Genomic DNA, 25534 nt, shown 5'->3' with positions numbered 1-25534 from the left:
CGAGGAGGGGCGCCGTCCCCCGTGGACAGCGCCCCCACTCCCGTACGGAAACGGAACGTCAGAACTTGTTCTTCGGCGTGATCCCCAGCGACAGCCCGGAAAGGCCACGCTGACGGCCGCCGAGCTTGCCCGCGATCGAGCGCAGGGCCGCGCCCGCCGGGGAGTCCGGGTCGGACAGGACGACGGGCTTGCCCTCGTCACCGCCCTCGCGCAGCCGGACGTCGATCGGGATGGCGCCGAGCACCGGCACCGACGCACCGGTCGTGCGGGTCAGGCCGTCGGCGACCGTCTGACCGCCGCCGGTGCCGAAGACGTCGACCATCTCGCCGCAGTGCGGGCAGGGCAGCCCCGACATGTTCTCGACCACGCCGACGATCTTCTGGTGGGTCTGCATGGCGATGGCGCCCGCCCGCTCCGCCACCTCGGCGGCGGCCTGCTGAGGGGTCGTCACGACCAGGATCTCCGCGTTCGGCACCAGCTGCGCCACCGAGATCGCGATGTCGCCGGTGCCGGGCGGCAGGTCGAGCAGCAGGACGTCCAGATCGCCCCAGTACACGTCCGCCAGGAACTGCTGGAGCGCGCGGTGCAGCATCGGGCCGCGCCACACCACCGGCGCGTTGCCCGGGGTGAACATGCCGATCGAGATGACCTTCACGCCGTGGGCCGAAGGCGGCATGATCATGTTCTCGACCTGGGTGGGACGCCCGTCGGCGCCCAGCATGCGCGGCACCGAGTGGCCGTAGATGTCGGCGTCGACGACACCGACCTTCAGACCGTCGGCCGCCATCGAGGCCGCCAGGTTCACCGTCACCGAGGACTTGCCGACGCCGCCCTTGCCGGACGCCACCGCGTACACCCGGGTCAGGCTGCCCGGCTTGGCGAAGGGCACCTCGCGCTCGGTCTGACCGCCGCGCAGGGCGGTGGCCAGCTCCTTGCGCTGCTCGTCGCTCATCACGTCCAGCTCGACGTCGACGCGCGTGACACCCTCCACCCGCGACACCGCGTCGCTCACGCGCTGCGTGATGGTGTCCCGCATGGGGCAGCCGGAGACCGTCAGGTACACGGCGACCGCGACCGCTCCGTCCGCGCCGATCTCCACCGACTTGACCATCCCCAGCTCGGTGATGGGCCGGTTGATCTCGGGGTCGTTCACCGTCGCCAGTGCTTCGCGCACCGCGTCTTCCGTAGCCATAGGGTCGATGGTACGGCGCCGCCCACGGGGCGCGGAAAGCCCCGTCAGCGGTCGTGTACGTCACGCCCCGCGGACCGGTCCGCCGGGAATACCCCGCGATCGGGGTGATGGCCGTTCTGCCGCTCCTCCAGGTCTCTGACGAGGTCCTGGAGCTCGGAGCGGATCCAGTCCCGCGTCGCGACCTCGCCGAGACCGATGCGCAGGGCGGCGATCTCCCGGGTCAGGTACTCGGTGTCGGCGATCGACCGCTCGTTCTGCTTGCGGTCCTGCTCCAGGTTGACCCGGTCCCGGTCGTCCTGCCGGTTCTGCGCGAGCAGGATCAGCGGGGCCGCGTAGGAAGCCTGGAGCGACAGCATCAGCGTCAGGAAGATGAAGGGGTACTCGTCGAAGCGCAGCCCGCTCGGCGCGGACACGTTCCACACCACCCACAGGATGATGACGACCGTCATCCAGACGATGAACCGCCCGGTGCCCAGGAAGCGCGCGACGCGCTCCGACAGCCGGCCGAAGGACTCCGGGTCCCACTCGGGCAGCAGCCTGCGGCGCGGCGCACGCGGCTGGTCGAGGCGGGCCCGGGCCCGGGAGGACGCGGTGGCCCCCGAGGTGGCGCGCTCCCGTGTCGTCGTCTCGCGCTCAGGCACCATCGGCGCCCACCTCCCCCGTCGTCCCCGTCGTCTCGTCGAGGTGGTACTCGGTCTCCCGCCAGTCGTCGGGCAGCATGTGGTCGAGCACGTCGTCCACGGTGACCGCGCCGAGCAGCGCCCCCGAGTCGTCCACGACGGGCGCCGCGACCATGTCGTACGCGGCGAAGAACCCGGCGACCACGGGCAGCGCCGCGTCCGGCTCCAGGGGTTGCAGGTCGTCGTCGAGGATCGAGCCGACCAGCGTGTACGGGGGGTCGCGCAGCAGGCGCTGGAAGTGGACGGTGCCCAGGTACTTGCCGGTCGGGGTCTCCTCGGGCGGGCGGCAGACGTAGACCTGGGCGGCGTGCGCCGGGGACAGGTCGGGGTTGCGGATGCGGGCCAGGGCGTCGGCGACGGTCGCGTCGGGGCGCAGCACGATCGGCTCGGTCGTCATCAGACCGCCGGCCGTGTGCTCCTCGTACGCCATCAGGCGCCGCATGTCGGCCGCGTCGTCGGGCTGCATCAGACTCAGCAGCCGCTCCTTGTCCGCCTCGGGCAGCTCCCCGAGCAGGTCGGCCGCGTCGTCGGGGTCCATCGCCTCCAGGACGTCCGCGGCGCGCTCCTCCTTGAGCTTGCCGAGGATCTCGATCTGGTCGTCCTCCGGCAGCTCCTCCAGCACGTCGGCCAGCCGGTCGTCGTCGAGGGCGGCGGCGACCTCGGCGCGGCGCTTGGCGGACAGGTGGTGCAGGACGTTGGCGAGGTCGGCGGGGCGCAGCTGCTCGAAGGTGGCCAGCAGGTTCTCGGCGCCCTGCCCCTGCTCCTCGACGGAGAAGCCGGAGACGCCGGACCACTCCACGGTCAGGGTCTCGCCCTTGTTGCGGCGGAAGGCGCCGCCCTTCCTGCCCTTGCGGACGAAGACCTTGTCGATCTCCCAGTCCCGTCGGGCGGGCAACTGCTGCACCGACAGGTCGAGCACGGTGACCTCCTCGCCCGTCTCGGTGAGCGTGACCCGCCGGTCGAGCAGCTCGCCGAAGACGAGGCGCTCGGTGGGCCGCTGCTCGAAACGCCGCACGTTGAGCACGCCGGTGGTGATCACCTGGCCGGACTCGATGCCGGTGACCCGGGTCATGGGCAGGAAGATCCGGCGGCGGGTGGTGAGTTCGACGACCAGTCCGAGGACGCGCGGGGGTTTGCGGCCGACGCGGAGCATGACGACCAGATCGCGGACGCGCCCCACCTGGTCACCGGCCGGGTCGAAGACGGCGATGCCGGAGAGGTGGGAGACGAAGATCCGGGGGGCGCCCGCTGCCATGGCCGCGGCTCCTTTCCTCACGCTCGCGCTTCGCGGAGCCGAGCGCGCGTGCCTGAGAGTCGAGTGGGGGTGTGTGAAAGCTGATTCGTACGGTGTCCCTTTTCCGAATTGCCCGCTCGGACGCGCTTCAGGCTAGCCCGTCCCGATCGGCCTCGCCCTGGCGGCCGGTCCGGACGGACTGGCTCCGTTCGGTCCGTACGGCCCCGGTACGCTGCGGCCTGGCCCGGTCGGCACGATGCCGATGCCCGTCGGCCCCGTGTCAGCCCTGTCAGAAAGGCAGTCCCCCTGTGTCTGTGACTCCCCGGCGCCGAATCCGCAGGGCCGCCTTGCTGGGCGCGGTGTGCGCCCTGGCCGTGACGGGAGCCGGGCTGACGGGATGCAGCAGCGAGGACCCCGACGCGGGCACCAACGGTCTCGGAAAGCTTTCGGCCGACAAGATCCAGGCGAAGGCCGGGACGGCCGCCCAGGCCGCCCGGACGGTGCGCCTGCACGGCTCCGTGGAGGCCGCCGGCAGCACGTACACCCTCGACATGCGGCTGAAGGCCGACGGGGGGACCGGCTCGGTCGCGGCCGAGGGGACCACGTTCGGGCTGCTGCGCGTCGGCGAGCAGCTCTTCCTCAAGGCCGACGCCGGGTTCTGGAGCCACGACGGCGGCGACGCCAAGGCGGCCGACAAGCTCGCCGGCAAGTACGTGAAGGTGCCGCAGAGCGACCCCGTGTACAAGAAGTTCAGCGGCTTCACGGACAAGGACGTCCTCCTCGGCGGTCTGCTGACCCTGCACGGCACGGTGAAGACGGACGGCCGCCACGAGCAGGCCGGGGTGCGCACCATCCGGATCACCGGCGACGACGGCGCGGGCGGCTCGCTGGACGTCTCCCTGGAGGGCACCCCGTACCCGCTGCGCCTGGTGCGGGCGGGCAGCGCGGGCACGATCGGCTTCTCGGACTGGAACAAGGACTTCGCGCTGGAGCAGCCGGCGAAGGACGACACCCTGGACTACGGCAAGCAGCTGCCGTCCTCCTGAGGCGTCCCGGGCCGTCAGCGCCGTTTGCGGCGCTTGAGCAGCAGGCGCGGCAGTCCGGCCGGCACCGGCTGCCGGGTCGTCGCCGGGCTCGGCAGCGGTGCCTCGGCCAGCGAGGCGTCGGGCAGCGGCGCCGTGGTCCCCGTCGGCTCCAGGCGCAGCACCCGGCACTCGCGGGCCCAGCGGCCGGTCATGGCCTCGCCGTCCGGGGCGTTGAGCCGTTTGCCCTTCAGGTCGCCCACCGCCGCCTGCCACGCCTCGGAGCCGGACGGCAGCTCCACGACCCGGGCGGCCCAGGAGACCAGCCGGCCGCCCTTGTCCTTGCTGCGCACCGTCACCTCGGCCGCGGCCCCGTCGGCAAGACCCGGCAGCGGCTGCTCGCCCGGTCCGTCGCCGACGACGCAGGCCGCGCCGTCGTGCCAGACGTGCCACAGCGCCCGGGCGGGCACCCCGGGGCCCTTGACCCAGACGAGGCCGGACTTCTTGGTGGCCTCCTCGACGAGGGCCTGGTCGAGCAGCTCGCTTGTCATGCGGTCAGCCTATCCAGGGGCCCGGGGGCGGGTTCAGAGCCAGCCGTTGCGCTTGAGGGTGCGGTGGATGCCCAGACAGATGCAGACCGTGACCGACAGGACCAGCGGGTAGCCGAACTTCCAGTGCGTCTCCGGCATGTAGTCGAAGTTCATGCCGTAGACCCCGCACACCATCGTGGGTACGGCGATGATCGCGGCCCACGAGGTGATCTTGCGCATGTCCTCGTTCTGCGCCACGGACGCCTGGGCGAGGTTGGCCTGGAGAATGGAGTTCAGCAGCTCGTCGAACCCGATGACCTGCTCCTGCACCCGGGCCACGTGGTCGGCCACGTCCCGGAAGTACTTCTGGATCTCCGGGTCGACCAGCCGCATCGGCCGCTCGCTGAGCAGCTGCATGGGACGCAGCAGCGGCGCCACCGCCCGCTTGAACTCCAGCACCTCGCGCTTGAGCTGGTAGATCCGCCCGGCGTCCGTGCCGCGCGGGGAGCCCTTGCGCCCCGGCGAGAACACCTCCGTCTCGACCTCGTCGATGTCGTCCTGCACCGCGTCGGCGACCGCGATGTAGCCGTCGACGACGTGGTCGGCGATGGCGTGCAGCACCGCGGAGGGGCCCTTGAGCAGCAGCTCCGGGTCCTCCTGGAGGCGGCGGCGCAGCGCACGCAGCGAGCCCTGCCCGCCGTGCCGGACGGTGATGAAGAAGTCCCGGCCGGTGAAGCACATGACCTCGCCGGTCTCGACGACCTCGCTGTTGGCGGTGAGCTGGTCGTGGTCGACGTAGTGGACGGTCTTGAAGACCGTGAACAGGGAGTCGTCGTAGCGCTCCAGCTTGGGCCGCTGGTGGGCCTGGACGGCGTCCTCCACGGCCAGCGGGTGCAGCCCGAACTCCCGGGCGATACCGGCGAACTCGTCCTCGGTGGGCTCGTGCAGGCCGATCCACACGAACCCGCCGTCGCGACGCACCTGGCGCATCGCCGTGTGCGGGGTCAGCGGCACGTCCGTCTCGACGCGGGTGCCGTCGCGGTAGACGGCGCAGTCGACGACGGCGGAGGCCGTCGCCGGGTCACGGGTGGTGTCGTAGGCACCGCCGTCCTTGCGCAGCGAGACGCGGGACGGGCGGACCGCGGCGCGCAGGTCACGGATCATCGACATGGCAGGCTCCTTCGCGGCGGGCAGCGAACGAGGGCCGGTGACGGATGGAACCACCCGGAATGAGGACGTCCTGACCACGCGTGCTCGGCGCGTCCACAAAGCGGGGGGCACCGCACCGTCGCGGTGGCCGGCTTCGCTGCTGATTCAGCGGCTGATCCGGACCGGCGGCGGACCGACGGCCGGGTCAGGCAAAACGAGACGAAGTGCTCTTCCTTGCGAGGGCGCGCGTGCGGTCAGCGGCGACGGGAAGAAAGCCGGTGCGGCTGCGTCAGCGGCGGGAAGAGCGGGTGGTACTGCACGGTCGACTTCGGTCCATGCCAGCCCCACCTCCTCCGGCCGGTCCCTCGTGAGGGACGATCCATTCCCCTTGTTTGGAGGGGTTCCCCGTAGGGGAGTGTTCACAGTGTCGGGGACTTGATCGCGACGCTCTGCGTGCTGCCCCGAACCGCTGGGCCAGAGTACCAGTCACCCGACGTGTCAAGGCGCCGCTTTGCCTCTTCCCGACGAGTTCTATGCTCGCCGCATGGCTGATGTTCTTCCTCTGGTCGAGGCCCGGTTGCGCTGTGCGCTGGGCGAGCCGGACGCGCGCGCGGCGGTCACCTTCCTCGGCACCGACCGCATCGAGGTGCTGCGCTTCCCCGCCGCCGGCCAGGAGGGCGACGTCGTCCGCTACGCCACCCTCGGCATGTCGGCCCAGCCCATGGCGGACCCCACGGCCGTGCTCGCCGACCCGGTCAAGGGCCCCCGCGCCGAGCTGGTGCTCTCCGTGCGCTCCGGGGCCGCCGACACCGACAAGGTGCTGCGCCCGCTCGCCGTACTGGCCGCGTCCCCGCAGGTCGAGGGCGTGATCGTGGCGCCCGGCGCCTCGCTGGACGTCGGTGAGCCGCTGTGGCCCGGGGCCCCGTTCACCTCGGTGCTGGTCGCCGAGCCGGGGGGTCTGGTCGAGGACCTGGAGCTGGACGCCCCGCTGGACCCGGTGCGGTTCCTGCCGCTGCTGCCGATGACGCCGAACGAGGCCGCCTGGAAGCGCGTGCACGGCGCGCCCGCCCTCCAGGAGCGCTGGCTGAACCACGGGACGGACCTGCGCGATCCGTCCCGCAGGTCCGTCCCCCTGGACTGACGCAGCCGAGTGACGCAGCCGAGTGACGCAACTCACCGGCTTTGTCCGTCAGTTGGCGAAGACCGTGACCGAGTCCTCGCTCGCGTGCTTCGGCTCCAGCTCCTCGGCGTCGTGGGTCAGCGCCCGGCGCCGTACGACCACCACGACCGCGCCGAGCAGCGCGGTCACCGCCGCCACCACGAACGGGACGTGGACGTCGGTCCACTCCTCGATCTTCGGCGCGAAGTAGGGCGCGGCCGCCGCGGCGAACCAGCGCACGAAGTTGTAGCCCGCGCTCGCCACCGGACGCGGCGCGTCCGAGACCCCGAGGGCCAGCTCGGTGTAGACGGTGTTGTTCACCCCGATGAACGCGCCGGACAGGATCGTGCAGACGATCGCCGCGGTGTGGTTCCCGTACCCGAGGACCAGGACGTCGGCCGCGAGCAGGACCAGGGAACCGCCGAGCACCTTGAGCGAGCCGAAGCGCCGCTGCATGCGCGGTGCCACCAGCACGGAGAAGACGGCGAGCAGCACGCCCCACGCGAAGAACACGGCGCCGGACTTGTACGGCGTCATGTTCAGCACGAAGGGCGTGAAGGCCAGCACCGTGAAGAACGTGTAGTTGTAGAAGAACGCCGAGACCGCGGCGGAGGCGAGGCCACCGTGGCCCAGCGCCCTGATCGGGTCGAGCAGCGAGGTCTTGCGGGCCGGCCGCGGCTGCTCCTTGAGGAACACCGTGATGCACAGGAAGCCGATCGCCATCAGGAAGGCCGTGCCGAAGAACGGGTAGCGCCAGCTGGCGTCGCCGAGCAGTGCGCCCAGCAGCGGACCGCAGGCCATGCCGAGACCGAGGGCGGACTCGTAGAGCAGGATCGCGGCGGCGCTGCCGCCGGCCGCCGCGCCGACGATCACCGCGAGGGCCGTCGAGACGAACAGCGCGTTGCCCAGGCCCCAGCCGGCCCGGTAGCCGACGAGCTGGCCGACGGTGTCGGAGGTGCCGGCGAGGCCCGCGAAGACCACGACGAAGGCCAGGCCGAGCAGCAGGGTCTTGCGGCCGCCGATGCGGCTGGAGACGAAGCCGGTGACCAGCATGGCCAGGGCGGTGATGAGGAAGTACGAGGTGAACAGGAGCGAGACCTGCCCGGCGCTCGCGTCCAGGCCCTTGGCGATGGACGGGAGGATCGGGTCGACCAGCCCGATGCCCATGAACGCCACGACGGACGCGCCCGCGGTCGCCCACACGGCCTTGGGCTGCCGCAGGATGCCGCCCGCACCCACGTCGAAGGGATCCATGCTTGCTCTCCAATGGGGACGAGGTGGACGTGATGCACGCCAAATGGTTGGCGTATACACATAGTAAGTTAGCTCTGCTAATTAATGCAATGTACATCTAGTCACTCGGAAGCCGGCCCGGCCGGTGCCCTCCCCTCCGGATGGGTGATCGTCCTTGACGTGGGGGAGCGAGGGTAGGACCGTGGGGCTCTATGAGGGGCGAACCCAGTTGCCCGAAGTGTGGTGGCCGGGTCAGGGCTCCCGGCCTCTTCGCCGATTCCTGGCAGTGCGACCTGCACGGCACCGTGCACCCGGTCCAGCCCGTACTTCCGCCCAGCGTCGAGGCGCTCGGCGTCGTGGTGCACCGCACACAGGTGCCGTTGTGGATGCCCTGGCCGCTGCCGGTCGGCTGGCTGTTCACCGGCGTGGCCTGTGCGGGCGACGACCGCAGCGGGGGCCGGGCGACCGCCGTCGCCTGTTCCGGACCCGGTCCGCTCGGCGGCATCGGTGAGCTGATCCTGGTCGCCGAGGAACTCGGCGTCGGCCTCGGCGCGCGGTACGCGGGCCTCGACGGCCCGGACCCCGGGCCGTATCTGGACGTCGAGAAGCCGCCCCAGGTCAAGGTCCTGGCCGCGGGCCGCCCCACCCCCCTCTGGCACGTCTCCGGCGGGCCCGTCGACCGTGCCGTCTTCGCCGGGGAGGCCCTCGGCATGTGGCTGTGGGCCGTGGTGTGGCCCGAGCGGTCCGGGCTGCTGATGTACGAGGAGCTGGTGCTGACCGACCTGCGGGACGCCGGTGCCGAGGTGGACCTGGTGCCGTGCGGGGCGCTGTCGCCGCGGCTGATCGAGCCGACGGCGCCGTAGCGCCGCCGGGGTGGACGGGGCGGGCGGGGTGCGCCGTGGCCGTGGGGACTCAGGGCGCTCAGGTGCTTGGGTTGCTCGGGGCGCTCAGGGTCCCAGGGGCAGGTGGAGCGAGTAGGGCCTGTGCCTGCGTAGGGGGCGCAGGGGTGCTGCGGGTGTGACGGCGGGGGGCCGAGTTCCGGTTATCCTTGAGCGTCCCCCTCCGTCCCGTCACCGCTTGGAGTCAGCGTCGTGCGCATCGATCTGCACACCCACTCCACCGCGTCCGACGGCACGGACACACCGGCCCAGCTGGTGCGCAAGGCCGCCGCGACCGGACTCGACGTCGTCGCGCTGACCGACCACGACACCACCCGCGGCCACGCCGAGGCCGTCGCCGCCCTGCCCGAGGGGCTCACCCTCGTCACCGGTGCCGAGCTCTCCTGCCGCCTCGACGGCGTCAGCATGCACATGCTGGCCTACCTCTTCGACCCCGAGGAGCCGGCCCTGCTCGCCGAGCGCGAGCTGGTCCGGGACGACCGGGTGCCGCGGGCCCGGGCCATGGTCGCCAAGCTCAACGAGCTGGGCGTGCCCGTCACCTGGGAGCAGGTCGCCAGGATCGCCGGTGGCGGCTCGGTCGGCCGGCCGCACGTGGCCTCCGCCCTCGTGGAACTGGGCGTCGTCCCGACCGTGAACGACGCCTTCACCCGGGACTGGCTGGCCGACGGCGGCCGGGCGCATGTGGGGAAGCACGAGACCGACCCCTTCGAGGCGCTCCGGCTGATCAAGGGCGCGGGCGGGGTCGCCGTGTTCGCGCACCCGGCCGCCGCCAAGCGCGGCCGCACGGTGTCCGAGGCCGCGATCGCCGACCTGGCGGCCGCCGGGCTCGACGGCATCGAGGTCGACCACATGGACCACGACACGCAGACGCGGGCACGGCTGCGCGGGGCGGCGAAGGAGCTGGGGCTCCTGGTGACCGGCTCGAGCGACTACCACGGCAGCCGGAAGACCTGCGTGCTCGGCGAGTACACGACCGACCCCGAGGTGTACGGGGAGATCACGCGACGGGCGTTCGGGGCGTTCCCCGTGCCCGGGGCCGGCGGGGCCTGAGCCGCACCCTCCGTCCACTCTTCCCCCTCCTCCGCAAGGCCAGTAGCTCACCCATGTTCGACGTCGCCGTCTTCGGCTCCCTCTTCCTGACCCTTTTTGTCATCATGGATCCCCCCGGGATCACCCCGATCTTCCTCGCGCTCACCTCCGGCCGCCCCGGCAAGGTGCAGAAGCGGATGGCCCTCCAGGCCGTCTGCGTCGCCGGTGGTGTGATCACGGTGTTCGGTCTGCTCGGGCACCAGATCCTGGACTACCTGCACGTGTCCGTGCCCGCCCTGATGATCGCGGGCGGGCTGCTGCTCCTGCTGATCGCCCTCGACCTGCTCACCGGCAAGACGGACGAGCCGAAGCAGACCAAGGACGTCAACGTCGCCCTCGTACCGCTGGGCATGCCGCTGCTCGCCGGGCCCGGAGCGATCGTGTCGGTCATCCTGGCCGTGCAGAAGGCGGACAGCGTGACCACGCAGGTCTCGGTGTGGGCGGCGATCCTCGCCATCCATGTGGTGCTGTGGCTGGTGATGCGGTACTCGCTGCTGATCATCCGGGTCATCAAGGACGGCGGCGTGGTCCTGGTGACCCGCCTCGCCGGCATGATGCTCTCCGCGATCGCCGTGCAGCAGATCATCAACGGCGTCACGCAGGTGATCCAGGGCGCGTGAGCGCAGCGACAGGGCCCCCGCACGGTGTTCCGTGCGGGGGCCCTGAGCATGTGCAAACGGTCCGCGTTACAAGGCCGAGGTGTCGGCGGGGCGGATCCACAGGCGCTGCCCGATGGCGGCGGCCTGCTGAACGATGCGGTTCACGGAGGCGGCGTCCACGACAGTCGTGTCCACGGGGGTCCCGTCGACGTCGTCGAGTCGCATGACTTCAAAGCGCATGGCCTCTCCCTTGATCTGGTCATCCTCCTGCGGAGAACTACTGGTGTGGCTCCTGGGTCGTCGGTGCCCGGGCTTCCGTAGTGGTCAACGGGATGCCCTCTGCAAACATTCCCTACGCTAAGGAAATTTTTCGCACGACTAATTACTGACAAGTAAGACGCTTGTTACCGCGCGACAGGTGTCCCGTACAAGACTGACCGGGACCGGTTGTATTCGTAGCGTGACCGCCGGGACAATGGAGGCGATGAACGACGACCTCGCGCCCCTGAACGCTCGTATCGATCGCACGAACGAGCTGCTCCAGCGCATGCTCGCCGAGGTGGCGAAGACCCCCTCGACCCACGCGATCTTCGTCGACGCCGGTTACCTCTACGCGGCGGCGGGGCGGCTGGTGGCCGGGACCGAGGACCGCCGGGCCTTCGACCTGGACGCCGAGGGGCTCATCGAGGCCCTCATCGACAGGGCCCGGAACATCTTCGCGGACAGCCGCCTGCTGCGCGTCTACTGGTACGACGGCGCCCGCCGCCGCATCCACACCGCCGAGCAGCAGTCCATCGCCGAGCTGCCGGACGTCAAGGTGCGCCTGGGCAACCTCAACGCCAACAACCAGCAGAAGGGCGTCGACTCCCTCATCCGCACCGACCTGGAGTCCCTCGCCCGGCACCGCGCCATCAGCGACGCGGCCCTGCTCGGCGGCGACGAGGACCTCGTATCGGCGGTCGAGGCCGCCCAGGGGTTCGGCGCCCGCGTCCACCTGTGGGGCATCGAGGCCCCCGAGGGTCGCAACCAGGCCGAGCCGCTGCTCTGGGAGGTCGACAGCCAGCGCACCCTCGACCTCGACTTCTTCAAGCCGTACGTCTCCCGGCGCACGGCCCCCGCCGCCGAGGCGACGGGCCTCACCCGCCCGGCCCGGGAGGACGTCCGCTTCGTGGGCGCCCAGATCGCGGCGAAATGGCTGGCGTCCCGGGGGCGCGAGTCCCTCGTCGAGCTGCTCCCCGGCCACCCCTACCTCCCCGGTTCCGTGGACCAGGACCTGCTGGTGGAGGCCGAGGGACTGCTGCAGTACTCGCTGCGCGGCCAGGCCGACCTGCGCCGGGCGCTGCGGGACGGCTTCTGGGAGCACCTGCGGGCGCAGTACTAGGGCCTGTCCGCGGAGGACCGGGTCCCGTTCCGGCGGGGAGCGGGGAGCGGGGAGCGGGGAGCGGGGCGCGGGGCGCGGGGTGCAGCGGGGCGCGGGAGTGCCACCGCGGCCTCAGCGCACGTACGGTCGGGGCGGCACGGGATGGTCGTCCCAGAAGTCGGCGAGGGCGCGGGCGGTCGGCAGGGGCTGGTCGGTGTTGGGGGAGTGCTCGGCGCCCGCGACGACCGTCCGGCGCGCGTCCAGCCGCAGGGCCATCTCGTCCAGGAGGGGCACGGGCCAGGTGTCGTCATAGGTGCCCGACAGCACGTGGAACGGCAGCGGCACGGCGGCCAGCTCGGCGACACGGTCCGGCTCGGTGCACAACTGGCCTCCCGTGGCGAGCAGTTGCGCCGGTCTGGTGCCCAGCCAGCGGTCCCGCAGCCGTACCGGGTCCTCCGGCCCGTGGGCGGGGGCCGGGGCACCGGCCTCCTCCGGCGGTCCCATGGCCTGCATCACCTCCCAGACCTCCGCCATCGTCATCGTGTCCAGCGCGTCCCGCAGCAGCTTCACCCGCTGCCGCTGCGACTCGGAGATCCGCGCCGGGCCCGAGGACATCAGCGTGAGGGACAGGAACGGGGCGGGGTCGAGCAGGACGGCGGCCCGTGCGATCTGGCCGCCCAGGGAGTGCCCGACGAGGTGCACGCGCGTCCCGAGGGCGGCGGCCTGCGCGAGCACGTCCCGGGCCAGCTCGGGCCGCGCGTACGCGGACTCGTCGTGCTCTGGCCCGTCCGACTCGTACTGCCCCCGTCCGTCCACGGCGACCGTGCGGTACCCGCGTGCCCCGAGCGGCCGGTGCAGCAGGGTGAAGTCCTCCTTGCTCCCCGTGAAGCCGGGCAGCATCATCACCACGCCCCTCGGCGCGACCCCGGCGGCCGCGGGCGAGTCGACGACGGCGAACTCACCGCGTGCGGTACGCAGCCGGTACGCGCGGGCGCTCGGAGGCGGGCTGAAGGCGGCGTTCCTGCTCACGGGCAGAGGCTATCTGGCGATGCGCACGGGAGTGACGACGCCCAACGCCGTCGGCCCCGTCCCGCCTGAGTGGCGGGACGGGGCCGACGGTCTCGGACGAGCGGCGCGGATCAGCTCTCGCCTGCCTCCGCGGCGGCGGCCGTCTTGCGGGTGCGGCGGGCCTTCGGCTTCGCCTCCGCCGTGTCGGCTCCCGCCGCGGGCGCCTCGACGGCAACCGCGGCCTTACGGGTCCGGCGCCGCGGCGCGGCCTCCGGCTCCTGCGAGGCCTGCGCCGGAATCTCGGCGGTGGCCTCGACGGCCGCGGCCGCCTTCCGGGTGCGGCGGGCCTTGGGCTTCGCCTCTGCCGCCTCGGCGGTGTCGACGGCGGCTTCGGCCTTGGCGGCGGCCGTCTTGGTGGCCGTCGTCTTGGTAGCCGTCGTCTTGCGGGTGCGGCGCGGCTTGGCCTCGGTCTCCGCCTCGCCCTCCGGAGCGGCCTGCACCGCCGGTTCGGCGGCCTTGCGGGTGCGGCGGGCCTTGGGCTTCGCCTCTGCTGCCTCGGCGGTGTCGGCGGCGGCTTCGGCCTTGGCGGCGGCCGTCTTGGTGGCCGTCGTCTTGCGGGTGCGGCGCGGCTTGGCCTCGGCCGCCTCCGGAGCCTGCTCCGGCTGCGCCGGAGCGCCGGCCGCGGCCTCGGTGACCTCGGTCGGTTCGGCGGCCTTGCGGGTGCGGCGGGCCTTGGGCTTCGCCTCTGCTGCCTCGGCGGTGTCGGCGGCGGCTTCGGCCTTGGCGGCGGCCGTCTTGGTGGCCGCCGTCTTCCGGGTGCGGCGCGGCTTGGCCTCGGCCTCCGCCTCGGCGTCCGGAGCCTGCACGGCGGGCTCGGCAGCCTTGCGGGTACGGCGGCGCGGCTTGGTCTCGGCCGGCTCGGGCGCGGGCTCGGCCGCTCCCTCGGCCGTGTCGACCGTCGCCTCGGCGGCCGTGGCCTTGCGGGTGCGCCGGCGCGGCTTCTCGGCGGGAGCCTCCACCGTCGGGGTCTCGACGACCGTCGGAGCCACGATCGACTCCTCGGTGGCCGTCGGCGCCGCCGTCGGAGCGGTCTCCAGCGGGGCGGTCGGGGTCTCGGCCGCCTTGCGGGTGCGGGTGCGTCGGCGCGGCTTCGCCGGGGCCTCCACGGCCTCCGGGGCCGCCACCGGTTCGGCCGCCACCGTTTCCACGACCGGAGCCTCGGAAGGCGCGAGCGCGGCGTCCTCGGCGGCCTGCGCCGCCGGGCCGTCGGTGCCGAGCGTCGCGGCGGTCTCCTGGCGGCGCGAGGGCTCGCCGCTCCGCGTACGGCGCCGGCGGCGCAGCGTGCGGGGGGCCTTGTCGGTGTCGGTGCCCGCGTCGGTGGCGCCGGCCGCACCATCGGTCACGGTCACGGTCTCGGCCGCGGGGGCCACGGAGGCCTCCGCGTCCACCGGCGCACCGCCGCGCATCCGACGGCGGCGGCGCGGCGTCGTACGGGACGAACGGTCGCGCTCGCGATCGCCGGAACGCGCGTCGTCGCGCCCACCCCGGCCGCCCCGGTCGCCCCGGTCGCCGCGCCCGCGGCCACCGCGGCCGCCCGGCTCGCCCAGGTCCTCGAGCTCCTCCGCGTCGAGCCCGGCGCGGGTGCGCTCCGAGCGCGGCAGGACGCCCTTGGTGCCCTCGGCGATGCCCAGGTCGGTGTACAGGTGAGGGGAGGTGGAGTACGTCTCCGGCGGGTCGTTGAAGCCCAGGTCCAGCGCCTTGTTGATCAGCTGCCAGCGCGGGATGTCGTCCCAGTCGACCAGCGTGATCGCCGTACCCTTCGCGCCCGCGCGGCCGGTGCGGCCGATGCGGTGCAGGTACGTCTTCTCCTCTTCCGGCGACTGGTAGTTGATGACGTGCGTCACGCCCTCGACGTCGATGCCGCGGGCGGCGACGTCGGTGCAGACGAGCACGTCCACCTTGCCGTTGCGGAAGGCGCGCAGGGCCTGCTCGCGGGCGCCCTGGCCGAGGTCGCCGTGGACCGCGCCGGAGGCGAAGCCGCGCTGCTTGAGCTGGTCGGCCAGGTCGGCCGCGGTGCGCTTGGTGCGGCAGAAGACCATGGCCAGTCCACGGCCGTCGGCCTGCAGTATGCGCGCCACCATCTCGGGCTTGTCCATGTTGTGCGCGCGGTAGATGAACTGCTTCGTGTTCGCGACCGTCGCGCCCTCGTCGTCCGGCGAGGTGGCGGAGATGTGCGTGGGCTGCGACATGTACCGGCGGGCCAGTCCGATGACCGCGCCCGGCATCGTCGCCGAGAACAGCATGGTCTGGCGCCTGGCCGGCAGCATGTTGATGATCTTCTCGACGTCGGGCAGGAAGCCCAGGTCGAGCATCTCGTCGGCCTCGTCGAGGACCAGGCTCTTGATGTGCTTCAGGCTCAGCTTCTTCTGGCCCGCCAGGTCCAGCAGGCGGCCCGGGGTGCCGACGATCACGTCGACGCCCTGCTTCAGCGCCTCCACCTGCGGCTCGTAGGCGCGGCCGCCGTAGATCGCGAGGACGCGTACGTTGCGGACCTTGCCGGCGGTCAGGAGGTCGTTGGTGACCTGCTGGCACAGCTCGCGCGTCGGGACGACGACGAGGGCCTGCGGGGCGTCGGTCAGGGACTCGGGCGCCGCGCGGCCCGCCTCGACGTCGGCGGGGACGGTGACGCGCTCGAGGAGCGGGAGGCCGAAGCCCAGCGTCTTGCCGGTGCCGGTCTTGGCCTGGCCGATGACGTCCTTGCCCGACAGGGCTACGGGGAGCGTCATCTCCTGGATCGGGAAGGGAGTGATGATGCCGACGGCTTCGAGGGCTTCGGCGGTCTCGGGGAGGATCCCGAGGGATCGGAACGTCGTAGTCAGGGTGCTGCCTCTTCTGTGTGCGTGGTGCGAGGCGAGCGCGCGGGTCGTGCCGGACCGTGTCGGGGACGTCGGCTGCCTTACGGGTGAGCCGTAGGACACGGGACCTCTGTCGACGCTCCAGCGCTCGTACCACTGAGGGTCCCCCTCCGGATTCCGTACGCAGCGTGGCGTACGGCAGGGAGGGCTGTCGGGTCGGAGCCGATCGGGCCACCGACCGGGCATCCTCATGCGTGCGGCCCGACGACGATGTCACGTACCCGTACGTCACATACTCGGCAGGCGCATTACCACCATACCCCGGATTCGCGCACATGCGATGGCCGATTTGCTCACGTAGTCGTCGTCACACTGACTGACCAGGGCCTTACCACCGCCGAAGAGCGGGCTATTGTGCGCTGCATGACGAGCTCTGACAAGCCTGGCACCGCCGCAGACGCCCCCGCCGAGACCGCTGGAACCGCCGGTACCGCCGGTACCGGCGGAGCCACCCCGGTCGCCGCCCGCGACTGGGCGGCGGCCGCGGCCGACCCGCAGTACCGCGCCGCGGTCGTGGACCTGCTCGGCGCGCTCGCGTACGGCGAACTGGCGGCGTTCGAGCGGCTCGCGGAGGACGCCAAGCTGGCGCCGACGCTGGCGGACAAGGCGGAGCTGGCGAAGATGGCGTCGGCGGAGTTCCACCACTTCGAGCGGCTGCGCGACCGGCTGGCCGAGATCGGCGAGGAGCCGACGGGGGCCATGGAGCCGTTCGTGGCCGCCTACGACGGCTTCCACAAGCAGACGGACCCCTCGGACTGGCTGGAGGGTCTCGTCAAGGCCTACGTCGGCGACTCCATCGCCAGCGACTTCTACCGCGAGGTCGCCGCCCGCCTCGACACGGACACCCGCGAGCTGGTCCTCGCCGTGCTCGACGACACCGGGCACGCCGGTTTCGCCGTGGAGAAGGTGCGCGCGGCGATCGACGCCGACCCGCGCGTGGGCGGGCGGCTCGCGCTGTGGGCGCGGCGGCTGATGGGGGAGGCGCTCTCGCAGTCCCAGCGGGTGGTGGCCGACCGGGACGCGCTGTCGACCATGCTCGTGGGCGGGGTCGCGGACGGCTTCGACCTGGCCGAGGTGGGCAAGATGTTCTCCCGGATCACCGAGGCGCACACCAAGCGGATGGCGGCGCTGGGTCTGGCGGCCTGACGCCGTCATCCAGGCCTGACGCCACCGCTCGGGACTGACGCCACCGCTCGGGCCTGACCTCACCGCTCGGGCCGGGCGCCGTGGCCGGGCCCGACGCGCTACGGCGGCCTGCCGGTCAGGCGGTCGCCGAACTGCGGCGGAGCCTTCCCGCGGGGCGCAGCAGCAGCGACAGCGAGGCCGCGGAGACCGTCGCCGAACCCAGCAGCACCGGCACGAGCCCACCGGCACCCAGCGCGGTGTGCGTGACGAACGCCCCGAAGAGGGCCCCGGCGACACCGGTCGGCAGGACGAGGAGCGGGGCGGGCAGGCGGTGGGGCAGACGGTGCGCGGCCGCCCATGCCAGGGCGAGGCCGAGAAGTGCGGCGCTGAGCGCTTCCAAGAACATGTCGGGGTCCCTCCCACATGGCCGGCCTGCCCCAAACGGTCACAGCCGACTTACCCCTGACCTGCGGAATGCAATCCTCCCCCTGTGGGTGAACTGTGCTCCGCCCGTGAACGGGAGCAGGGGTGTGGGAGCGAGAACACGTAGCACGGGTGGCACGGGCAGCACGGGTAGCACGGGTGGGGCCCGGCGGTATGTCACCGCCGGGCCCCACCCGTGCTGCGTCCGTCGTCCCGCGTCCGGTCGCTACAGCGTGCCGAAGCCCACCTTGCGCGGGGCCGACTCGCCGATCTCGACGTAAGCGAGCCGGTCGGCCGGCACCAGGACCTTGCGGCCGTGTTCGTCCACGAGGCTCAGCAGCTGCGACTTGCCGGCCAGTGCCTCGCCCACCACGCGCTCGACCTCGTCGGCGCTCTGACCGCTCTCCAGAACGATCTCGCGGGGCGCGTGCTGCACGCCGATCTTGACCTCCACGGCTATGTCCCTCCGACGGTCAGTAAGTGCGCGATCTTCCGCGCCGTACCAGCACACATTAGCCCGGTGAGGGGACGTACACGCAGCGTCGGAGAACGCCAGGAGCGAACAGCCGACGGGAACAGAACCGGAGCCGCGGCCCTCAGTGCTGCTCGATGCCGTGCAGCGGGAAGCCGGCGATACCCCGCCAGGCCAGCGAGGTCAGCAGCTGCACCGCCTGGTCGCGGGGCACGCTGCGGTCGCTGTGCAGCCAGGAGCGCGCCACCACCTGCGCGAGACCGCCCAGTCCCGAGGCCAGCAGCATCGACTCCGCGCGCGAGAGGCCGGTGTCCTCGGCGATGACGTCGCAGATCGCCTCCGCGCACTCGTTCGTCACCTTGTCCACGCGCTCGCGCACGGCGGGCTCGTTGGTCAGGTCCGACTCGAAGACCAGGCGGAAGGCACCGCCGTCGTCCTCGACGTAGGCGAAGTACGCGTCCATCGTCGCCCGGACGCGCTGCTTGTTGTCGGAGGTCGACGCCAGCGCGCTGCGCACGGACTGGATCAGTGCCTCGCAGTGCTGGTCCAGCAGGGCGAGGTAGAGGTCGAGCTTGCCGGGGAAGTGCTGGTAGAGCACCGGCTTGCTGACGCCGGCTCGCTCGGCGATGTCGTCCATCGCGGCCGCGTGGTAGCCCTGGGCCACGAACACTTCCTGTGCGGCGCCCAGCAGCTGGTTGCGTCGGGCTCGGCGGGGAAGGCGTGTGCCCCGCGGGCGTACCGCCTCTGTCTGCTCGATGGCTGTCACGCCGCCTCCCATAGTCGTCCTCGTGCGGTGTGCGCCGCGTCGACATCGTACTTTTCGGTAACCGTGGTGTGTGTGCTGCGAGCGCAGAATTTCACGGACCGGACGGCGGCGAAAGCCGCACAACAGGTTTCAAAAGGAGCCAGACCGGGCAAAGATCGGCCTCCCTTCCGGTGTTCAGCGGTAGTCGTCCTCGTCGTGCGGGACGACCCGGGCCTGCTCGGCCAGGTCGGCCTCGTCGGCGCGGTCCGGCTCTACGCCGGTCAGCGGCGCGTCGCGCTCCTGCCCGACGTCCGCCCGCTGCTCGGCGGCGTCGGCGTCGGGCGCCTCGACGTCGCGGTCCTCCGGATCCGGTGCCTGCGCCTCGTCGTCGAAGGTCTCGGGGTCGGTCGGGTCGACGGTCATGATGGGCTCCCTTCCTACGGACGTCCCCGGGGTGCAGGGGTCACACGCGGGTGCCCACTTCCCGAGCCTAGGAGACACCCGATCCGGACGCCATGCGTCGCCGGTCCCGGTCTTGCGCGCCCGCTTCCCGCGCCGACGGCATCCGTACCCGGCCGACGCGCCGCCGCAGCACCGCTTGTGACGGCGAACACATGAACCACTGTGTGATCATCTCGTAATATTGCCGCATGCCTTCGACCGAGCCGCCGTCCGTGCCGCCCGCCAACGCGCTGCCGAAGGTCGCGGCCGTCAAGGTCGCGGACGGGGAGCGGCTCAGGTCGGTCCACCTCCCCGGCATCACCCTGACGGTGCGGTCGAGACGGCCCGCCCGCGAGGGACTGCCGCCCGCCCTCTACGTCCACGGCCTCGGCGGCTCCTCCCAGAACTGGTCGGCGCTCATGCCGCTGCTGGACGGCGTCGTCCACAGCGAGGCCCTCGACCTGCCCGGCTTCGGCGACTCCCCGCCGCCGGACGACGGCGACTACTCGATCACGAGCCACGCGCGCGCGGTCGTCCGCCACCTCGACGCCTCCGGGCGCGGCCCCGTGCACCTGTTCGGGAACTCGCTCGGCGGCGCCGTCGTCACCCGCGTCGCAGCCGTGCGTCCCGACCTGGTGCGGACGCTGACCCTCGTGTCGCCCGCGCTGCCGGAGATCCGCGTGCAGCGCACCGCCGTACCGACGGGGCTGCTGGCGCTGCCGGGGGTGGTTTCGCTGTTCAACCGGCTCACCCGGGAGTGGACTGCGGAGCAGCGGGTCCGTGGCGTGACGGCGCTCTGCCACGGGGACCCGGCGCGGGTGACGCCGGAAGGCTTCCGCAACGCGGTGGAGGAGATGGAGCGGCGACTGCGGCTGCCGTACTTCTGGGACGCGATGGCGCGTTCCACCCGGGGACTCGTCAACGCGTACACCGTGGGCGGCCAGCACGGACTGTGGCGACAGGCCGAGCGGGTTCTCGCACCCACGCTCCTGGTCTACGGTGGACGGGACCAACTCGTCGGTTACCGCATGGCCCTACGGGCCGCCCGCGCCTTCCGCGACTCCCGGCTGCTGACCCTGCCGGACGCGGGACACGTGGCGATGATGGAGTATCCGGAGGCCGTCGCCACGGCGTTCCGCGAACTCCTCGCGGACACCGCGGACAGCACGGCCGCCTCGGACACGGGGGGCACCGCGGACACGGTGGGCACCGGGAAGCCGGCGGGTGGCGAGAGGACCGACGGGGCCGTCGACGACGAGCCCGCCAACCAGACATCAGGAGGCTGAGGCGCGACGTGGGACGCCACAGCCGCCGCGGGCCCGCTCCCAAGGCAGACGCCGCGGACACCGCCGCAGCACGTGAGAACCGGGCGGGCCGGCCCGACCCGCGCCGGACGAACGGGCCGTCGCAGGAGCCACAGGGGCCCTACCAGCCGCAGGGACCTCATCAGTCACAGCGGCCCCACCAGCCACAGGGGGTCGAGGGGGCGGCACCACCCGGGGCGGCTCCGGGCGACGTCCCGGGTGCCCGCCAGGGGTACGCGGGCCCCAGCCCGGGGCGGGGTCCGGGGGCGCGATTCCCCGACGGCGAGACGTCGGCCCACGGTTTCCCGCGGACGGCGGACGGCACGCCCGCGCGGGGCGTCCCCGGATACCCCGACGGCACTCCGGCGCACGGCGTCCCCAGGTATCCCGACGGCACTCCGGCGCACGGCGTCCCCAGGTATCCCGACGGCACTCCGGCGCACGGTGTGTCGCGGGTCCGGGGCGGTCACCCCGAGCAGCGGGAACCCGGCGGAGGCTGGGGCGAGCCGGCCGGGCGGCCCGGTGCCGGGTACGGATCGGTGTCGGGACCGCGCAACGGGGCCCCCGAGTCCTTCGCGCCGCCCTCGCCCTCCGGACCGGCCTCGGCCTTCCCGAGGCAGCGGCAGGCGCCGGCGGAGGGGCCGCGGCAGGACTACCTGGACGCCTTCCGCGCGGACGACGACGTCTTCGCGGTCCGCCCCCGCGGCCGTATCCCCGGTGCGGCCCGGCCCGCCGACCCGTACGCCTCCGTCACCGACTGGAGCGCCGAAGACGGGGGCGCCTCCGGAGGCGGCGGCATCCCCGGCGGTGCCGAGGCGGACGCCGACGACGAGCCGCCCACGGGCGAACCCGCACCGGCCAAGGGAGCCAAGGGCCGGACCTTCACCGGTATCGCGGCGGCCGCCGTCACCACCGTGCTGGCCGTCGTCGTGGCCGGTCAGGTCGCCGACGGGTCGGACGGGAGCGACATGCGCGCGCAGTCCGCCACCGACCAGGCCCGCGGTGCCCACGACCCGGCGTCACGGGACGACGAACGGCCGACGCCCGCCGCGTCCGCCTCCGCGAAACCGCTGACGTACGAGCAGAAGATGGGCAGGACCTACCCGCTGGGTGCCACCCTCAAGGCCTCGGGGAAGTTCGACGCGGTCCCGGGCATCGCCAAGGGGACCGGGAAGGGGCAGAAGTACACCTACCGCATCGACGTGGAGCAGGGGCTCGGCCTCGACGGCGGACTCTTCGCGGAGGCCGTGCAGAAGACCCTCAACGACGACCGGAGCTGGGCCCACAACGGCGCCCGTACCTTCGAGCGCGTCGAATCGGGTCAGCCGGACTTCGTCATCACGCTGGCCAGCCCCGGTACCACCGCCGAGTGGTGCGCCAAGTCGGGCCTGGACACCACCGAGGACAACGTCTCCTGCGACTCGGCCGCCACCCAGCGCGTGATGATCAATGCCTACCGCTGGGCCCAGGGCGCCGCGCCGTACGGCGACGCGATCCACGCGTACCGGCAGATGCTGATCAACCACGAGGTCGGTCACCGCATCGGCTACAACCACGTGACCTGCGACAAGGACGGCGAACTCGCCCCGGTCATGCAACAGCAGACGAAATTCGTCGACCACGACGGAATCGACTGCCGCCCCAACGCCTGGGCCTATCCGAACGGCTGACGGCCAGTTCGGGCCCGTGCGTCACGTGTGGTGACCGATTGATCTCTTAGCGCGACCGAACGCGCCTCGCACGGGAAAGTTACGACCGTTCACCCCTTTTGGTGGCGCGATGGACAACCGTCCATCGCGCCACCTCCTTGTCCGCATACGTTCGTCCCGCTGCGAGCCGCCGGGCCAACGGCGGCTCCCCAAACGGGAGATCGGGGGTGCGCGCGTGCGCATCGGACTGCTTACGGAGGGTGGCTATCCGTATGTGAGCGGTGAGGCCGGGCTCTGGTGCGACCGGCTCGTGCGCGGCCTGGAGCACCACGAGTTCGACGTCTACGCGCTCAGCCGCAGCGAGCGCGAGGAGGACGGGGGCTGGGTGCCGCTGCCGCCGCAGGTCGGCCGGGTGCGCACCGCCCCGCTGTGGGAAACCGTGGACGACGGAATCGTCCACGGACGGCGCGCGCGCCGGCGCTTCGCCGAGTGCTACGGCGAGTTGGCCACGGCCCTGTGCGCGGCCGCCCCAGGGGATCCGGCCAGGAGTTCGGAGGGCAGGAGCTCGGAGGGCAGGAGTTCGGAGGCCCGGAGCTCGGAGGGGGAGCCGGAAGGGCAGTCGGCCCTTGAGGCGGACCGTTTCGCCAGTGCGCTGTACGGCCTCGCCGAACTCGCCCGGGACGAGGGCGGACTGCCCACCGCGCTCCGCTCGGAGACCGCCGTACGCGCCCTGGAACGCGCCTGTCGCGCGCCCGGCGCCCACCGCTCCGCGCGCGAGGCGCGCGTCCCCGATCTGCTGGCCGTCGCCGCGCGCCTCGAACGCGCCCTGCGCCCCCTGTCCCTCGACTGGTACGAGGACGACGACCTCGGTTCGGTGGACCTGTGCCACGCGGCCTCCGGAGGCACGGGCGCCCTCCCGGGCCTGCTCGCCCGGCACTTCTGCGACGTGCCGCTGCTCGTCACCGAGTACGGCGTGCGGCTGCGGACGCACTACCTCACGGAACCCGATTCCTCGCCCGCGATACGGTCGCTGCTCGCCGCCTTCCACGGTCGGCTGGCCGCCGAGACCTACCGGCGCGCGGCCGTGATCACCCCGGGCAACACCCACACCCGTCGCTGGCAGGAGCGCTGCGGCGCCGACCGCGCCAAACTGCGCACGGTCCACCCGGGCATGGACGCGGCTCCCTTCGCGGAGGCGGGGGAGTCCCCGGAGTGCGCCGACCCGCAGACCCTCGTCTGGGTCGGGCGCGTCGAACCGGCCAAGGACCTGGTCTCGCTGCTGCACGCCTTCGCGGAGGTCCGCAGGGCGGAGCCCGGCTCGCGGCTCAGGATCGTCGGTGCCCCCTTCGGCCCCGAGGGCGTCGCCTACCTGGCCCACTGCAAGGGACTGGCGGCGCAGCTCTTCCCGGACGAGGCCGACGGTCCGCACGCCGTGGGCCGCAACCCGGTCTCCTTCGAGGAGACCGGCGGCCCCGAACTGCCCTCCCGCGCCGACGCCTACGCCTCGGGGGCCCTGGTGGTGCTCTCCAGCGTCGTCGAAGGGTTCCCGACCGGGCTCGTCGAGGCCATGTTCTGCGGCCGGGCGACGGTGTCCACGGACGTCGGCGCGGTGGTGGAGGCCATCGGCGGCACCGGACTCGTCGTGCCCCCGCGCAATCCGCGGGCGCTCGCCGAGGCGTGCGTCGCGCTGTTGCGCGACCCCGAGCGCCGCGAACGCCTGGGTGCCGCCGCACGCGCCCGCGCACTGGAACTGTTCACCGTCGAGCAGAACATCACGGCATTTCACGGCATTTACCTGGAGATCCTCTCTCGTGCACCGGTACGCCGCGTCGTCCTCGACGGCGCCGGCGAACCCCTGCCCTTCGGTGTCCCCGCCGAGGCCCACGTCCCCGGCCGCTGGAGCGACGCCACGGCCCGGGCCGCTGCCCGGGGCGGTCCCGGCGCGGTCCGGACCGGTCCCGGGTGGGCGACGGGCGGCGGCCCGGTCCGGGCCACGACAGCGGTTTCGGCGGCCGAGGGAGCGTCCCGATGAGCGGCCTCGGCGAACTGGACCGGCCCGGGACCCCGCGCGACCCGGGCCCTCGCGAGGGCGCCGGTGGTGAAGACGCCGGCCGGGCGGGCCGCGACGGCAGACAGTCGCCGCCCGCGTCCGCCGTCCGCCGCTCCGCCGCGGACCCCGTGAAGGGGCTGTTGCACCGGCACCGCGAACTGTGCGAACGCGCCGTGGACCCGCTGGAGATCGCGGCGGGCCTGGAGGCGCACGGAGTCACCGACCGGACCGCCGCACGCTTCCGTCACCGGGACGTCTTCTCCCTCGCGGAGGAGATGTACGCCCGGGTCCCGCGCGACGGCGACGCCCCCGCACCCCCCGAGGACGGGCCGACGCCCCGGCCGGGCGGACCCCGCGCCGCCGGGTCCGTCCTCCTCGCCCTGCTGCCCGGCGTGCTGTGCGCGGCCGCCGTGGCCGGACTGCGCCTGACCGACGGCCGGCCGCGCCTGATCGCGGCCGCCGTCGGAGTCCTCGCGGTGAGCCTGGCCCTGGGCGCGGCGCTGCGCCGCGGGCCGCTGACCGCCGCGACGCGCACCACCAGCACCTGGACCTGCTGGCTCCTCGGCTACGCCCTCCTCGGCGACGGGCTCCTGCGGACCGCGGTCAGCGGCGGCCCCGACGGCCTCCCGGACGGCTCCCCCGACGGGGCGTGGCCCGTCACCCTCGCCCCCGTCCTGGCGCTCACGCTGTCCTACGCGCCCGCGGCCGGCTGCGCCCACCTCTTCGCCGCGGGCGCCCGCCGCAAGCTGTCGTCCAGCCGGGGTCTCACCGACTTCTCCGCCTCCGTGCGCCCATTGCTGCTCGGCGCGTTCGCCCTGTACCTGGGAGCCCTGGCGGCTCTGCTCACGCTGACCGGCGCCGTGCTGGGCGAACCCGCCGACTGGTCCCAGGGCCTCAGTCTGGGCGCCCTGTTGCTGCTCGCCCGGCTGCTCGGCGTGCACGGCCACACCCACGCCGGCCCGTTCGTCCTCACCGCCACGGCCGCCGCGGAGGCGGCCGCCCTGGCCACGGTCTTCGCCGGCCGCCTCCCGGGCTGCGGCCTCCTGTCCGCCCCCGTGGAGGCACTGGTCGCCGCCTGCGGCCCGGCCGGTGTCCCGACGGCCGCCTGCGGCATCGGCGCCCTCGCCCTCCTCGTCCACGCGTGCCGTCGCCTGACCCGGGCATCGGCCCACGCTTCGACGGAGCGAACGCGGTGAGCGCGCGCACGGACATCCCCCCAACCGTCCGCAACACCCTCGCATCACCCCTTGAAGGAG

Annotated in this window: 24 protein-coding genes; 11 read left to right on the top strand and 13 right to left on the bottom strand. The window is 72.9% G+C overall.

The window, feature by feature from the left end; translation table 11 throughout:
* Positions 1 to 58: 58 nt before the first annotated feature.
* From R2E43_RS12785 to R2E43_RS12775, 3 genes are read right to left on the bottom strand one after another with little or no spacing between them, the layout of a single operon-like run.
* Positions 59 to 1192 carry an Mrp/NBP35 family ATP-binding protein gene (locus R2E43_RS12785; protein WP_332056211.1) on the bottom strand — a complete coding sequence of 378 codons (1134 nt, stop codon included), beginning with the start codon at positions 1190 to 1192 and terminating at the stop codon, positions 59 to 61.
* 44 nt (positions 1193 to 1236) lie between these two features.
* Positions 1237 to 1836, bottom strand: coding sequence for a DUF1003 domain-containing protein (locus tag R2E43_RS12780; protein ID WP_003973824.1), 600 nt, complete (start codon positions 1834 to 1836; stop codon positions 1237 to 1239).
* Entirely contained in the window at positions 1826 to 3127 is a 1302-nt protein-coding gene (locus R2E43_RS12775) for a magnesium transporter MgtE N-terminal domain-containing protein (protein ID WP_003973823.1), read from the bottom strand. The genes R2E43_RS12780 and R2E43_RS12775 overlap by 11 nt, the downstream gene beginning before the upstream one ends.
* A 287-nt stretch (positions 3128 to 3414) precedes the next feature.
* Between R2E43_RS12775 and R2E43_RS12770 the strand changes: the two genes are divergently transcribed.
* Positions 3415 to 4152, top strand: a complete 738-nt coding sequence (locus R2E43_RS12770) for a hypothetical protein (RefSeq protein ID WP_003973822.1) — start codon at positions 3415 to 3417, stop codon at positions 4150 to 4152.
* Positions 4153 to 4166: 14 nt separating this feature from the next.
* Here the strand turns inward: R2E43_RS12770 and R2E43_RS12765 are convergent, their stop codons facing one another.
* Both R2E43_RS12765 and R2E43_RS12760 read right to left on the bottom strand, forming a co-directional pair.
* A complete protein-coding gene (locus R2E43_RS12765; RefSeq protein WP_003973821.1) occupies positions 4167 to 4679 on the bottom strand; it encodes a hypothetical protein in 513 nt (170 codons plus the stop codon).
* A gap of 33 nt (positions 4680 to 4712) precedes the next feature.
* Positions 4713 to 5828 carry a magnesium and cobalt transport protein CorA gene (locus tag R2E43_RS12760; protein ID WP_319121643.1) on the bottom strand — a complete coding sequence of 372 codons (1116 nt, stop codon included), beginning with the start codon at positions 5826 to 5828 and terminating at the stop codon, positions 4713 to 4715.
* A gap of 523 nt (positions 5829 to 6351) precedes the next feature.
* Between R2E43_RS12760 and R2E43_RS12755 the strand changes: the two genes are divergently transcribed.
* Entirely contained in the window at positions 6352 to 6948 is a 597-nt protein-coding gene (locus tag R2E43_RS12755; RefSeq protein ID WP_332056210.1) for a suppressor of fused domain protein, read from the top strand.
* Between the two features lie 48 nt (positions 6949 to 6996).
* Here the strand turns inward: R2E43_RS12755 and R2E43_RS12750 are convergent, their stop codons facing one another.
* Positions 6997 to 8220: an MFS transporter gene (locus R2E43_RS12750; RefSeq protein WP_003973818.1), complete on the bottom strand. Its 1224-nt coding sequence runs from the start codon at positions 8218 to 8220 to the stop codon at positions 6997 to 6999.
* A gap of 191 nt (positions 8221 to 8411) precedes the next feature.
* Between R2E43_RS12750 and R2E43_RS12745 the strand changes: the two genes are divergently transcribed.
* The 3 genes from R2E43_RS12745 (at position 8412) to R2E43_RS12735 (ending at position 10807) form a co-directional block, all read left to right on the top strand.
* Positions 8412 to 9062 carry a DUF6758 family protein gene (locus R2E43_RS12745; RefSeq protein ID WP_003973817.1) on the top strand — a complete coding sequence of 217 codons (651 nt, stop codon included), beginning with the start codon at positions 8412 to 8414 and terminating at the stop codon, positions 9060 to 9062.
* Positions 9063 to 9290: 228 nt separating this feature from the next.
* On the top strand, positions 9291 to 10148 hold the full coding sequence (locus R2E43_RS12740) for a PHP domain-containing protein (RefSeq protein ID WP_003973816.1): 858 nt from the start codon (positions 9291 to 9293) through the stop codon (positions 10146 to 10148).
* A gap of 53 nt (positions 10149 to 10201) precedes the next feature.
* Positions 10202 to 10807, top strand: coding sequence for a MarC family protein (locus R2E43_RS12735; protein WP_003973815.1), 606 nt, complete (start codon positions 10202 to 10204; stop codon positions 10805 to 10807).
* A 66-nt stretch (positions 10808 to 10873) separates the two neighbouring features.
* On the opposite strand, the gene R2E43_RS12730 is transcribed toward R2E43_RS12735, so the two are convergent.
* The gene (locus R2E43_RS12730) at positions 10874 to 11026 is read right to left on the bottom strand and encodes a hypothetical protein (protein ID WP_007444413.1); all 153 of its coding nucleotides are present in this window, start codon (positions 11024 to 11026) and stop codon (positions 10874 to 10876) included.
* Positions 11027 to 11270: 244 nt separating this feature from the next.
* On the opposite strand from R2E43_RS12730, the gene R2E43_RS12725 reads away from it, so the two are divergent.
* Positions 11271 to 12167: an NYN domain-containing protein gene (locus R2E43_RS12725; RefSeq protein WP_030869473.1), complete on the top strand. Its 897-nt coding sequence runs from the start codon at positions 11271 to 11273 to the stop codon at positions 12165 to 12167.
* 111 nt (positions 12168 to 12278) lie between these two features.
* Here R2E43_RS12725 and R2E43_RS12720 read toward each other — a convergent pair whose 3' ends face one another.
* Complete coding sequence (locus R2E43_RS12720) at positions 12279 to 13175, bottom strand: alpha/beta fold hydrolase (protein WP_093456954.1); 897 nt, start codon at positions 13173 to 13175, stop codon at positions 12279 to 12281.
* A gap of 110 nt (positions 13176 to 13285) precedes the next feature.
* Entirely contained in the window at positions 13286 to 15940 is a 2655-nt protein-coding gene (locus R2E43_RS12715) for a DEAD/DEAH box helicase (RefSeq protein WP_332056209.1), read from the bottom strand.
* Between the two features lie 492 nt (positions 15941 to 16432).
* Between R2E43_RS12715 and R2E43_RS12710 the strand changes: the two genes are divergently transcribed.
* Positions 16433 to 17215, top strand: coding sequence for a ferritin-like domain-containing protein (locus R2E43_RS12710; RefSeq protein ID WP_003973811.1), 783 nt, complete (start codon positions 16433 to 16435; stop codon positions 17213 to 17215).
* A 115-nt stretch (positions 17216 to 17330) separates the two neighbouring features.
* On the opposite strand, the gene R2E43_RS12705 is transcribed toward R2E43_RS12710, so the two are convergent.
* From R2E43_RS12705 to R2E43_RS12690, 4 genes are all read right to left on the bottom strand, one after another.
* On the bottom strand, positions 17331 to 17600 hold the full coding sequence (locus tag R2E43_RS12705; RefSeq protein ID WP_003973810.1) for a hypothetical protein: 270 nt from the start codon (positions 17598 to 17600) through the stop codon (positions 17331 to 17333).
* A gap of 243 nt (positions 17601 to 17843) precedes the next feature.
* The gene (locus tag R2E43_RS12700; RefSeq protein WP_016327219.1) at positions 17844 to 18071 is read right to left on the bottom strand and encodes a DUF3107 domain-containing protein; all 228 of its coding nucleotides are present in this window, start codon (positions 18069 to 18071) and stop codon (positions 17844 to 17846) included.
* A gap of 142 nt (positions 18072 to 18213) precedes the next feature.
* Complete coding sequence (locus tag R2E43_RS12695) at positions 18214 to 18855, bottom strand: TetR/AcrR family transcriptional regulator (RefSeq protein ID WP_003973808.1); 642 nt, start codon at positions 18853 to 18855, stop codon at positions 18214 to 18216.
* 174 nt (positions 18856 to 19029) lie between these two features.
* Positions 19030 to 19257 carry a hypothetical protein gene (locus tag R2E43_RS12690; protein WP_003973806.1) on the bottom strand — a complete coding sequence of 76 codons (228 nt, stop codon included), beginning with the start codon at positions 19255 to 19257 and terminating at the stop codon, positions 19030 to 19032.
* Between the two features lie 227 nt (positions 19258 to 19484).
* Here R2E43_RS12690 and R2E43_RS12685 point away from each other — a divergent pair, with 227 nt between their 5' ends.
* The 4 genes from R2E43_RS12685 to R2E43_RS12670 all read left to right on the top strand — a co-directional run bounded on the left by R2E43_RS12685 (position 19485) and on the right by R2E43_RS12670 (position 25474).
* The gene (locus R2E43_RS12685; protein WP_003973805.1) at positions 19485 to 20561 is read left to right on the top strand and encodes an alpha/beta fold hydrolase; all 1077 of its coding nucleotides are present in this window, start codon (positions 19485 to 19487) and stop codon (positions 20559 to 20561) included.
* An 8-nt stretch (positions 20562 to 20569) separates the two neighbouring features.
* Positions 20570 to 22249: a DUF3152 domain-containing protein gene (locus tag R2E43_RS12680; RefSeq protein WP_332056208.1), complete on the top strand. Its 1680-nt coding sequence runs from the start codon at positions 20570 to 20572 to the stop codon at positions 22247 to 22249.
* Between the two features lie 214 nt (positions 22250 to 22463).
* Positions 22464 to 24260 (top strand): DUF3492 domain-containing protein, encoded by a 1797-nt coding sequence (locus tag R2E43_RS12675; protein ID WP_030867974.1) that lies wholly within the window; start codon positions 22464 to 22466, stop codon positions 24258 to 24260.
* Entirely contained in the window at positions 24257 to 25474 is a 1218-nt protein-coding gene (locus R2E43_RS12670; protein ID WP_030867977.1) for a hypothetical protein, read from the top strand. The genes R2E43_RS12675 and R2E43_RS12670 overlap by 4 nt, the downstream gene beginning before the upstream one ends.
* Positions 25475 to 25534: the final 60 nt, after the last annotated feature.

The organism is Streptomyces violaceoruber (assembly GCF_033406955.1).
In the GTDB taxonomy this organism is placed as follows: Bacteria; Actinomycetota; Actinomycetes; order Streptomycetales; family Streptomycetaceae; genus Streptomyces; species Streptomyces violaceoruber.
This window is presented reverse-complemented; position numbering and strand designations above follow the sequence as displayed.

Coding starts and splice junctions, on each gene's coding strand:
- R2E43_RS12725 (WP_030869473.1), top strand. CDS start 11,271: ATGAACGACGACCTCGCGCCCCTGAACGCTCGTATCGATCGCACGAAC.
- R2E43_RS12715 (WP_332056209.1), bottom strand. CDS start 15,940: ATGACGCTCCCCGTAGCCCTGTCGGGCAAGGACGTCATCGGCCAGGCC.
- R2E43_RS12690 (WP_003973806.1), bottom strand. CDS start 19,257: ATGACCGTCGACCCGACCGACCCCGAGACCTTCGACGACGAGGCGCAG.
- R2E43_RS12755 (WP_332056210.1), top strand. CDS start 6,352: ATGGCTGATGTTCTTCCTCTGGTCGAGGCCCGGTTGCGCTGTGCGCTG.
- R2E43_RS12785 (WP_332056211.1), bottom strand. CDS start 1,192: ATGGCTACGGAAGACGCGGTGCGCGAAGCACTGGCGACGGTGAACGAC.
- R2E43_RS12730 (WP_007444413.1), bottom strand. CDS start 11,026: ATGCGCTTTGAAGTCATGCGACTCGACGACGTCGACGGGACCCCCGTG.
- R2E43_RS12710 (WP_003973811.1), top strand. CDS start 16,433: ATGACGAGCTCTGACAAGCCTGGCACCGCCGCAGACGCCCCCGCCGAG.
- R2E43_RS12670 (WP_030867977.1), top strand. CDS start 24,257: ATGAGCGGCCTCGGCGAACTGGACCGGCCCGGGACCCCGCGCGACCCG.
- R2E43_RS12735 (WP_003973815.1), top strand. CDS start 10,202: ATGTTCGACGTCGCCGTCTTCGGCTCCCTCTTCCTGACCCTTTTTGTC.
- R2E43_RS12705 (WP_003973810.1), bottom strand. CDS start 17,600: ATGTTCTTGGAAGCGCTCAGCGCCGCACTTCTCGGCCTCGCCCTGGCA.
- R2E43_RS12780 (WP_003973824.1), bottom strand. CDS start 1,836: ATGGTGCCTGAGCGCGAGACGACGACACGGGAGCGCGCCACCTCGGGG.
- R2E43_RS12745 (WP_003973817.1), top strand. CDS start 8,412: ATGAGGGGCGAACCCAGTTGCCCGAAGTGTGGTGGCCGGGTCAGGGCT.
- R2E43_RS12685 (WP_003973805.1), top strand. CDS start 19,485: ATGCCTTCGACCGAGCCGCCGTCCGTGCCGCCCGCCAACGCGCTGCCG.
- R2E43_RS12760 (WP_319121643.1), bottom strand. CDS start 5,828: ATGTCGATGATCCGTGACCTGCGCGCCGCGGTCCGCCCGTCCCGCGTC.
- R2E43_RS12775 (WP_003973823.1), bottom strand. CDS start 3,127: ATGGCAGCGGGCGCCCCCCGGATCTTCGTCTCCCACCTCTCCGGCATC.
- R2E43_RS12765 (WP_003973821.1), bottom strand. CDS start 4,679: ATGACAAGCGAGCTGCTCGACCAGGCCCTCGTCGAGGAGGCCACCAAG.
- R2E43_RS12750 (WP_003973818.1), bottom strand. CDS start 8,220: ATGGATCCCTTCGACGTGGGTGCGGGCGGCATCCTGCGGCAGCCCAAG.